Below are 8,633 nucleotides of genomic sequence, written 5' to 3'. Positions count from 1 at the left end.
TGGCGCGACCTGCACCTCCTCGCCGTGGAGGTCGCCCGCGTGCGGCGCTGGTGGCGGCCCGGCCTGCTGCTGATCGGTGACGCGGCACACCCCATCTCGCCCGTCGGCGGGCTGGGCATCAACATGGCCGTACAGGACGCGGTCGCGGCCGCCAACGTGCTGTGCGGTCCCCTCCGCGCCGGGCGGCCCCGGCCCCGGCACCTCGCCCGCGTGCAGGGCCAGCGGGGGTGGCAGATCGCCGCCCTGCAAGCCCAGCAGGTGATCGAGGAACGGGAGGTCGAGGGCCTGGACGGGGCCCAGCCGCTGCACGGCCCCACCCTGCTGCTGCGGCTGCTTCAGGGGGTGCCCGGCTTGCAGGGCGTGCCGGGGTATATCACCGCCTACGGCCTGCGTCCGGAACGGCTGCGGGCGCGGTGGCGGGCAGCGCGGCCTTAGCCTGGGCCATGGCCCGACACGCCCGTTTCGCTCAGGCCCGCTTCGCCCTCTGGCCCGACGAGGGGCTGCTGGAGGCTGTGCGCTCCTCTCCCGGCAAGTGGACTTCTATCCTCCGCACCGAGCTGAACCACGCCCGGGGCACCCTGACCGTGGACCTCGCGGACGAGTTCTACCGGGCCTCGGAGGCGGACCCCTGGCAGGAAGGACCGGATGGCGGCCCCGATCCCCGCCACCACTCGCGCCTGTTGCGGTTGACCTGGGAAAGCCGCTGGGAGGGCCATATCCACCGTTCCAACGCGGTCTTCGCGCTGGAAAGCTGCGACGAGTTTTACGCGGGACCGTTCGGCACCTTCCACCCGGTGCGGCAGGGACTCCCAGCCGCCCTGCTGTACGAGGTGGTCAACGACCCCAGCCCCTGGATCACGGAGATGCTGGAGGAGAACAACAACACGGACACGTTTCCTCCCTATGGCGTACCGGTCGCCGTCAGCGAGCGCGAACGGGCCCGCAACCCGCACCTGAAGCTGACCGGGCGCTTCTTCCCGCAGGATGCCCGGCCCGAGGACACCGGAAGCAGTTCGGACTTCTTCTGGTCCGGTCCCCAGCCTCCCACCCCGGAGCAGTGGGCCGGGGCGCAAGCGGAGATCGCCCGCCAGCAGGACGCCCAGTGGCAGACCCAGCGCCGCCGTCCGCGCTACCGCCACCTCCTGATCGCGTCGGGCACGCACCTTCTGGAAGTGCTGTGCGGGGACCTGCCCGCCTGGGAATGGGTCAGCGGAAGCTGAAGCCCTCGCCGTCCGCGTCCACCGTCACCGCGCCGCCGCCGCTGAGGCGCCCGAACAGCAGCTCGTCGGCCAGCGGGCGCTTGACCCGTTCCTCGATCACCCGGGCCAGGGGACGCGCCCCCATCTGCGGGTCGTAGCCCAGCAGCGCGAGCCGGGCGCGGGCGGCGGGCGTGACGGTCAGCGCGACGCCGCGCTCGGCGAGCTGCGTCTCCAGTTGCCTCAGGAACTTGTCCACGACGTGTCCCATAACTTCCCGCGAGAGGGGCCGGAAGTGGATCACGGCGTCCAGCCGGTTGCGGAACTCGGGGCTGAAGGTGCGTTTGACCGCTTCCGCCTCCTCGCCCGCGCGGCCCTCGCGCGAGAAGCCCAGGGCGGGGCGGCTGGCGTCGGCAGCGCCCGCGTTCGTGGTGTACACGATCAGCAGGCCGCGCCCGTCCACCTTCTTGCCGGTGTGGTCGGTCAGGGTGCCGTGGTCCATCAGTTGCAGGAACAGGTTGTACACGTCGGGGTGTGCCTTCTCGATCTCGTCGAGCAGCAGCACGGCGTGCGGGTGCTTCGCCACCGCGTCGGTGAGCAGGCCACCCTGGTCGAAGCCCACATAGCCGGGAGGCGCCCCCACCAGCCGCGCCACCGTGTGCGCCTCCTGGTACTCGCTCATGTCGAAGCGCAGCAGCTCCACGCCCAGCCGGTCCGCCAGCGCCCGCGCCAGCTCGGTCTTGCCCACCCCGGTTGGCCCCGCGAAGAGGAAGGCCCCCTGCGGCTTCTGGGGGTCGCGCAGCCCGGCGCGGGCCAGCTTGACGGCGCTGGCGACCGCTGCCACGGCGGCGTCCTGCCCGAACACGCGGGCTCCCAGATCGGCCTCCAGCGTGGCGAGCGACTGCACTTCCTCGGCCTTCACCGCGCCGACGGGCACGCGGGCCATCCGCGCGACCGTCGCCTCGATGTCCGTCTCCCCGATCTCACCGCCCTGCCCGGCCGAGGAGCGGGCCGCCCCCGCCTCGTCCAGCACGTCGATCGCCTTGTCGGGCAGGAAACGGTCGCGCAGATGCCGGTTGGATAAGCGGACGGCCGCCGAGAGCGCCGCGTCCGCGTACGTGACCCCGTGGTGCGCGGCGTACCCCGGCGCCAGCCCACGCAGGATGGCGAGGGCGTCTTCCTCCGACAGCTCGGGCACGTCCACCGTCTGAAAGCGCCGCCACAGCGCCCGGTCGCGCTCGAGGTGGCGCAGCTCGGCGGGCGTGGTGGCCCCCAGCACCCGCAGCTTGCCCCGCGCCAGCGCAGGCTTGAGCAGGTTCGCCGCGTCCACGCTGCCGCCCTCGGTGGCCCCGGCCCCCACCAGCGTGTGCAGTTCGTCGATAAAGAGGACCGCGTTCTGCCCGTCCAGCGCGGCGAGTACGGCCTTGAGCCGCTGCTCAAAGTCGCCCCGGTAGCGCGTTCCGGCGAGCAGCGCCCCGAGGTCCAGCGCGTAGACGGAGGCGCCCCGCAGGAAGCCCGGCGCCTGTCCGTCCGCCACCCGTTGCGCCAGCCCCTCGGCCAGCGCGGTCTTGCCCACACCGGGTTCGCCCACCAGGACCGGATTGTTCTTGGCACGGCGGGCCAGGATGTGAACGGTGCGCTCCAGCTCGGGCTCGCGCCCGATCACCGGGTCGAACTCGCCCGCCCTCGCCTGCGCCGTGAGGTCGGTCGCGTAGGCCTCCAGCGGGTCTTGCTCGCCGCTCGCCTCGGCTTCGGGCTCGCCGTCCACCCCGGCCGCCCGGCGTTCGCGCTCGCGTCCGGCGACCTTCGCCGCCCCGTGCGACACGTAGGCGAGCACGTCCAGCCGGGTCACCCCCTGCGCCTCCAGCGCGGCGCGGGCGGGCGAGTCCTCCTCCTCCAGCAGCTCGGCCAGCACGCGGGCGCCGTCGGCCTGCTCGCCGCCCCTGCCGCTGGCGTGCAGTTGCAGCACCGCGCCCTGGACCACCCGGTGAACGCCCAGCGTGAAGTCGGGTTCGGTGTCCTCCGTACTCTCCAGCCCGTCCAGCAACTCGTGCAGATCGTCGCGCAGCCGCTCCACGTCGGCGCCGACCGCCAGCAGGGCCTCCCGCGCCTCCGGGTCGTGGGTCAGGGCCAGCAGCAGGTGCTCCAGCGTGACGTACTCGTGCCCGGCCTCCCGCGCGTAGTCGGCGGCGCGGCCCAGGGTGACTTGCAGGTGGTCGCCGATCACGATTCGGCCTCCGGCTCGGCCACCAGCCGCAGCGGGTAGCCGTGCTGCCGGGCCTCGGCCGTCACCTGCGCGACCTTGGTCTCGGCCACGTCGCGGGTGTACACCCCGGCGACCCCCTGCCCCTTGTGGTGGACCGCCAGCATGATCAGTTGGGCCTCCTGCTCCGCCTTGCGGAAGTGGCGCTCCAGCACCATCACCACGAACTCCATCGGCGTGTAGTCGTCGTTGAGCAGCAGCACCCGGTACAGCCGGGGCCGCTGGGTCTGGGTGCGTTCCAGCGTTTGCGTGCGCCCCTGCGTGGTGGGGTCGGCGTCCCTGCGCGTCATGGGGGGAGTCTAGCGGGGGCGGGGAAGCGGAGCCGGGGCAGGGCTCACGGTCAGGCCGGGGCCACGGCGAGGCAAGAGAAAACCTCCCGCGTGGGGAGGCTTTCCAGTGTCCCAGGGGGACGGGGGGTCACATCTTGCGGTTGGCGTCCTTCACGTCAGCGCGAACGTCGTCGGAGGCCTTTTTCGTCTCGTCCAGGGCCTGCTGCACGAGGCGCTGCATGTCGCTGGCGCCGTCCTCGGCATCAGCTTTGGCCTGGGTCCCGGCCTGCCCCGCGTTCTGCTTCGTGTCCTGCGCAGCGTTCCGCGCCTGATCAGCGGTGTTCTGGACGCCCTGCCTGGCCTCCCCGGCCTTGTTCTCCACCTGCGCGGCCGCCTGATTCGCTCCGGCCTTCACCTCGGCGGCGGTGTTCCTGGCGGCAGCGCCAACCTGGGCGGCAGTCTGCTGGGCAGCCGTCTTCGCGCCCTGAGCGGCGTCCTTCGCGTCGGCCTTCACCTGTCCGGCGGTCTGCTGGGCGTCGCGCCTGAGCTCCTGCGCCTTGTTCTGTGCGGTGTCCTTGGCCTGGTCCACGGTCTTCTGCGCGTCCCGCCGGGCGTCCCTGGCGGCGTCCTTGAGTTCGCTGCCCACGTCCTGGCCCTCGCGCTTGGCAGTGTCGGCCACGTCACGGGCAGCGTCCCTGGCCTCGGCGGCGGCGCCCTTCACGGCGACTCCGGCCTCGCCCGCCACCTCCCCGGCCTTGTCCATTCCGGCCTGCATGCCCCCCTGCTCGGCCGCTTCCTTGACCTCCCCGGCCTTGTCCGCGATCACGTTTCCGGCACTGGCGGCGGCGTCCTTGGTCTTCTCCCAGCCCTGGCTGACCTTCTCGCCGACATTCTCGGCGGCGTCCTTGAGGCCGAGGTCGGCGAGCTTGGCGTCCAGCGCCTTGCGGTTTTGCTCCCGGCTGAGGTAGTAGGCCCCGGCGCCGATCAGAGCGCCCAGCAGCAGGAGGCGTTTGGTAGGAAAGTGACTGTTGTGCGACATGAACCCAGCCTAGGCCGCGGCCTCTCATGAGCGGATGAGGGGGGCATCAGTCCAGTTTCACCCCGCCGCGCCNACATGAACCCAGCCTAGGCCGCGGCCTCTCATGAGCGGATGAGGGGGGCATCAGTCCAGTTTCACCCCGCCGCGCCGGGCATCAAGCCCAGGCGCCGCGCCAGGCCCTCTTCCAGCAGCCATTCCTCCGGTTCCCCGGTGCCGGTCACGCGCAGCAGCACGCACCCCCGGCCCAGGTAAAAGGCGACGACCCTGGCCCACGCCTGCTCCTCGTCGTCGGCCGTCTCCTCGATGTCTTCCAGGGTGCCCCACACGTCGCCGTCCACCTCGCCGCTGCGCAGGGCCTCGGCGTGGGCGCTCAGGACGTAGGGGTCCACGTCCTCCTCGGGAGGATAGGTCTCGCCGGGAACGCGCACGTCCAGCCGCTCGCCGCGCTCGTAGAGGCGGGCCAGAAACGCGTCCCACTCGTCGGGGGTCAGGGTCAGGGGGGGCAGGGGAGCGGCGTTCATGGGGGCAGTGTAAGGGGGTGGCGCGGGCCACGCCCCCGCGCCCCGTCCTAGACTGCCCCCATGCTGAAAGAAGCTGGGCCGAACCACGCTGGTCTGTCGCCTGCCAGAAGTCCCCTGCGGGCGGCGCTCCTCCTTGCCGCGCTGCTCCTCGCGGTCGCTGCCCTGACGCTGCTGGGGGAGGCGGCGGCACAGTCGGGCGGCGGCTTTGGCGGCAGCAGCAGCGGCGGGGGCTTTGGTGGGGGCAGCAGCGGCGGTGGGGGAAGCTTTGGCGGGGGCGGAGGCTACGGAGGCGGGTACGGCGGGGGCTATGGCGGCGGGTACTCCGGCCCGATCATCATCGGCGGGGGCGGCTTCGGGCCGGGCGCCGTCGGCGGGGGCGGGGGCTTCGGGATCATCGGGCTGCTGATGTTCGGCTTCGTGATGATGAGTGTGCTGGGCTTCATGCGCCGCAGCATGGCGGGCGGGGCACGCGGGCTGAGCGGTGCGGGCAGCCTCAGCGGGACCGCGCAGGCCGTGAGCGTGCAGCTGCTGCTCGCCGAGGGCGACGAGGTCAAGCGCGACCTGCAGCGGGTGGCGCGTTCCGGCGACCCCGACACCAACGAGGGGCTGGCCCGCATGTTGCAGGAAGCCGCCCTGGTGCTGCTGCGCCGCCCTGACCGCTGGGTGTACGGCGAGGTGCAGCGGGCACAGGGCCCGGCAGCCTCGGCCGACAGCCAGGTGGGCACCTGGGCCACCGAGGCCCGCTCCGCCTTCACGGTGCAGACCACCAGCAACTACCAGAACCGGGACGTGAACACCGGCTTCGAGCAGCGCAGTGACTACACTTTTGGGCCGGACGGCACCGACCTCTACCTCGCCGTGACCATCGCGGTGGCGGCCCACAGCCTGGGCAACCTGCCCCCGGCGGGCGTGACCACCGCTGCGGAAGCCCGCGCCGCCCTGTCGGCCATGGGCGCGGTCGCTCCCGGCGACCTGATCCGCGCCGAGGTGGTCTGGAGCCCCGACGCGGAGGGCGAGTTCCTCTCGGAAGACGAGGCGATCCGCAAGTACCCGTCACTGACGAAGCTGTAGCTGGGCGGCAGACCGTGGGGGCCGGGGCTGACGCCCCGGCTCCCGCTGCGTGGCACCCCCCTTCCGCCTGCCCCCTCGTAACGGCCCACCCGGTCGACCGCTGCCCCAGGCGCCATCATCGCCCGGTGGCCCGCCGCCGTCCCGAGTCCAACTGGCCCCCCTTGCCCCGCACGCCCGAGAGCTGCGCCCTGTGCGGGCGAGCGACCCCGGTGCTGACCGAGCACCACCTTGTCCCGAAGTCGCAGGGGCGGCGGCAGGGAGTCAAGATTCACGCGCTGCCCACCGCGCGGCTGTGCCCGGCCTGCCACAAGTTCCTGCACTGGACCTTCAGCAATGCGGAACTGGCGGGCGACTACTCCAGTGTGGAGGCCCTGCTGGGCCATGAGGACGTGCGCCGGTTCGTGGCCTGGGTGCGGGGGCAGCCCGCGAGCAAGGCGGTGCGGGTACGATGAGACCTCCTTTCCCGGCGACCTTCTTTTCCTGCTTTTCCTGCTCGCGCTGCCCGGAGTGGGTAGGTTCCGTCACGGTCCAGCCGGAATCCAGGTCAGCAGTGGCGTGGACAGTTTCATGGCCGCGTGGGGCGTTGCCGTGCATTCCCCGCACGCAAGGGGAGAGGAGCTTTTCTCGTCCTGCGCGTCACGCTTTGGTCACGCCACGTTGGGAGGAGGCAGAACGGCCTGCGCCACTGCTCAGGGCATCCGGCTGACGTACTCGGCCAGGGCCCGCAACTCGTTGTCGTTCAGGGGCCGCAGGGCGATCCGCATGGCTTCCGGGTGGATGATGCCGCCGAAGGACGGCGCGTTCTTCAGCTCGCGCAGCACGGCCAGGGCGTAGCCCGGCGACTGGTGCGTCACGCTGGCGACGCCCAGCCGCTCGTTGCCCCGCCCGTCCGCCCCGTGGCAGATCGCGCAGGCGATGACGTTGCGGGGGGCGTCTCCCTGCTGAAAGAGGGCCTCGCCCCGCGCCCGCAGCGCCGCGTTGCCGCCTGGCCACGCCGGGCCGACCGGCTGGGCCGCGAAGTAGGCCGCGAGGTCGGCGATGTTCTGGTCGGTGAGCCGCGCCGCCACGCCCTGCATGACCGGGCTGGGCCGCAGCTTCGCCCGGAAGGCGGCGAGCTGGAAGCGCACGTAGCCCGCGTGCTGCCCCGCGAGCCGGGGCGTGCTGGGAGTGGTGCTCATGCCCCGCGCTCCGTGGCACCCCTGGCAACTCGCCGCGAGGTTTTGCCCCCGCGCTGCGCTGGGAGCGCTGTACTTCAGCCTCAGCGCGGTCGCCGGGGACGGGCCGGGCGGGGCCTGCTGACCCACGGCGGCCAGCACGGGCGCCGCGACCGCGAGGGGGGCGGCGAGCCACAGCAGGGGCCGGACAGGAACAGGGCGGCGGGACGGGCGTCCAGTGGCAAGACCCTTCATGGTGACCTCCCGGATGAGGTGAGAAGTCTCTCAGTGTACGCCTTCCGGGAGGGTCCGGCGCGGGGCGGCGCCCGGCCCCCTGGCCCTAGACTGTCCCCATGTCCACCCCCGTGCCACTGGCCCCCGCCGAGGCCCCTCCCGCGCTGCGCCCCGTGACGCTGGGGGTGCCGCTGCTGCTGGCCGGAGCGGCCTTTCTCCCCGACGGGGGCCGGGCGCTGCCCCACCCGGAACTCCTCGCCGCAGCCCTGCTGACCGGGCTGGGTTTCGGGCTGGCCCCGCAGACCTTCGGGACCAGGCTACCGGGTGATCTGACCGGGCACTTCACCTTCGGGCCGGACCCGGCGGTGCGGCGGGTGCGGGCGGCGGCCACCCGCAACAGTGGCGGGGTGCTGCTGGAGTCCGGCGGCCGGACACACTGCCTGACCCCTGCCGACCCCGACCGATTCCCGGAGGCCCTGGCGCGGCGCGGCGCACGGGTGGAGGCGTGAGCCTGGTGCTGCTGCCGGATCTGGGCGACCTGTGGCGGCTGCACCCCCAGCTCAATGCGGGCACGCTGGTGGAGGCGCTGCGCTTTCTGGAGGTGCGGGAGGTGCTGTGGGGCAGCGGTCCCGATCCGGACCACCCACTGCGCGACGCCCTGCCCGCTGCCGGGTTCGGGGTGCAGGACCTTCCCTGGCCCGACCCCGCCCCGGCCGCCGCCGAGCACGAGCAACTGGTGGGCTTCCTGAACCAGTACCCCCAGGGCCGCGAGCGGTTGCGGGCGGCGGGCCGCGCCGAGGCCGAGTTCGCGTCGCTGCTGACCGCGCCGCTGACCCTGCCGGGTGTCCTCGCGCCGGGGATGGAGGAGGCGGTGGCCCGCTACCAC

At 72.8% G+C, this 8,633-nt stretch carries 11 protein-coding genes and 1 pseudogene; 7 read left to right on the top strand and 5 right to left on the bottom strand.

What is annotated here, in order from left to right:
* Nucleotides 1–435: FAD-dependent monooxygenase (locus QOL99_RS12185; protein ID WP_285524173.1), on the top strand; the 435-nt coding region annotated here is incomplete at its 5' end.
* 8 nt (nucleotides 436–443) lie between these two features.
* Entirely contained in the window at nucleotides 444–1,220 is a 777-nt protein-coding gene (locus tag QOL99_RS12180; protein WP_285524172.1) for a hypothetical protein, read from the top strand.
* Here QOL99_RS12180 and QOL99_RS12175 read toward each other — a convergent pair.
* The 4 genes from QOL99_RS12175 to QOL99_RS12160 form a co-directional block, all read right to left on the bottom strand.
* Complete coding sequence (locus QOL99_RS12175; RefSeq protein ID WP_285524171.1) at nucleotides 1,207–3,423, bottom strand: AAA family ATPase; 2,217 nt, start codon at nucleotides 3,421–3,423, stop codon at nucleotides 1,207–1,209. The genes QOL99_RS12180 and QOL99_RS12175 overlap by 14 nt on opposite strands.
* Complete coding sequence (gene clpS, locus QOL99_RS12170) at nucleotides 3,420–3,749, bottom strand: ATP-dependent Clp protease adapter ClpS (RefSeq protein ID WP_285524170.1); 330 nt, start codon at nucleotides 3,747–3,749, stop codon at nucleotides 3,420–3,422. The genes QOL99_RS12175 and clpS overlap by 4 nt, the downstream gene beginning before the upstream one ends.
* Before the next feature lie 127 nt (nucleotides 3,750–3,876).
* Nucleotides 3,877–4,767, bottom strand: a complete 891-nt coding sequence (locus QOL99_RS12165; protein ID WP_285524167.1) for a YtxH domain-containing protein — start codon at nucleotides 4,765–4,767, stop codon at nucleotides 3,877–3,879.
* A 134-nt stretch (nucleotides 4,768–4,901) separates the two neighbouring features.
* Complete coding sequence (locus tag QOL99_RS12160; protein WP_285524165.1) at nucleotides 4,902–5,288, bottom strand: hypothetical protein; 387 nt, start codon at nucleotides 5,286–5,288, stop codon at nucleotides 4,902–4,904.
* A 60-nt stretch (nucleotides 5,289–5,348) separates the two neighbouring features.
* Here QOL99_RS12160 and QOL99_RS12155 point away from each other — a divergent pair, with 60 nt between their 5' ends.
* Nucleotides 5,349–6,359, top strand: a complete 1,011-nt coding sequence (locus QOL99_RS12155; protein WP_285524163.1) for a DUF1517 domain-containing protein — start codon at nucleotides 5,349–5,351, stop codon at nucleotides 6,357–6,359.
* A gap of 125 nt (nucleotides 6,360–6,484) precedes the next feature.
* The gene (locus QOL99_RS12150) at nucleotides 6,485–6,811 is read left to right on the top strand and encodes an HNH endonuclease (protein ID WP_285524162.1); all 327 of its coding nucleotides are present in this window, start codon (nucleotides 6,485–6,487) and stop codon (nucleotides 6,809–6,811) included.
* Between the two features lie 237 nt (nucleotides 6,812–7,048).
* Here QOL99_RS12150 and QOL99_RS12145 read toward each other — a convergent pair whose 3' ends face one another.
* A complete protein-coding gene (locus QOL99_RS12145; protein WP_285524161.1) occupies nucleotides 7,049–7,537 on the bottom strand; it encodes a c-type cytochrome in 489 nt (162 codons plus the stop codon).
* Between QOL99_RS12145 and QOL99_RS12140 the strand changes: the two genes are divergently transcribed.
* The 3 genes and pseudogenes from QOL99_RS12140 to QOL99_RS12130 form a co-directional block, all read left to right on the top strand.
* Nucleotides 7,536–7,658: a hypothetical protein gene (locus QOL99_RS12140; protein WP_285524160.1), complete on the top strand. Its 123-nt coding sequence runs from the start codon at nucleotides 7,536–7,538 to the stop codon at nucleotides 7,656–7,658. The two genes, QOL99_RS12145 and QOL99_RS12140, sit on opposite strands and share 2 nt — an antisense overlap.
* A 208-nt stretch (nucleotides 7,659–7,866) precedes the next feature.
* Complete coding sequence (locus tag QOL99_RS12135) at nucleotides 7,867–8,256, top strand: PH domain-containing protein (RefSeq protein WP_285524159.1); 390 nt, start codon at nucleotides 7,867–7,869, stop codon at nucleotides 8,254–8,256.
* Nucleotides 8,253–8,633: pseudogene (locus QOL99_RS12130) on the top strand (hypothetical protein); the annotation flags it as partial. The gene QOL99_RS12135 and the pseudogene QOL99_RS12130, both read left to right, overlap by 4 nt.

This window comes from Deinococcus rhizophilus (assembly GCF_030271215.1).
Taxonomy (GTDB): domain Bacteria; phylum Deinococcota; class Deinococci; order Deinococcales; family Deinococcaceae; genus Deinococcus; species Deinococcus rhizophilus.
The sequence above is the reverse complement of the archived record's forward strand: the minus strand, read 5'-3'. Positions and strand labels throughout refer to the sequence as shown.

What these genes read in the sequence shown, in the direction of transcription:
- QOL99_RS12180 (WP_285524172.1), top strand. Translation starts at nt 444, where the DNA reads ATGGCCCGACACGCCCGTTTCGCTCAGGCCCGCTTCGCCCTCTGGCCC.
- clpS (WP_285524170.1), bottom strand. Translation starts at nt 3,749, where the DNA reads ATGACGCGCAGGGACGCCGACCCCACCACGCAGGGGCGCACGCAAACG.
- QOL99_RS12165 (WP_285524167.1), bottom strand. Translation starts at nt 4,767, where the DNA reads ATGTCGCACAACAGTCACTTTCCTACCAAACGCCTCCTGCTGCTGGGC.
- QOL99_RS12160 (WP_285524165.1), bottom strand. Translation starts at nt 5,288, where the DNA reads ATGAACGCCGCTCCCCTGCCCCCCCTGACCCTGACCCCCGACGAGTGG.
- QOL99_RS12155 (WP_285524163.1), top strand. Translation starts at nt 5,349, where the DNA reads ATGCTGAAAGAAGCTGGGCCGAACCACGCTGGTCTGTCGCCTGCCAGA.
- QOL99_RS12140 (WP_285524160.1), top strand. Translation starts at nt 7,536, where the DNA reads ATGCCCCGCGCTCCGTGGCACCCCTGGCAACTCGCCGCGAGGTTTTGC.
- QOL99_RS12145 (WP_285524161.1), bottom strand. Translation starts at nt 7,537, where the DNA reads ATGAGCACCACTCCCAGCACGCCCCGGCTCGCGGGGCAGCACGCGGGC.
- QOL99_RS12135 (WP_285524159.1), top strand. Translation starts at nt 7,867, where the DNA reads ATGTCCACCCCCGTGCCACTGGCCCCCGCCGAGGCCCCTCCCGCGCTG.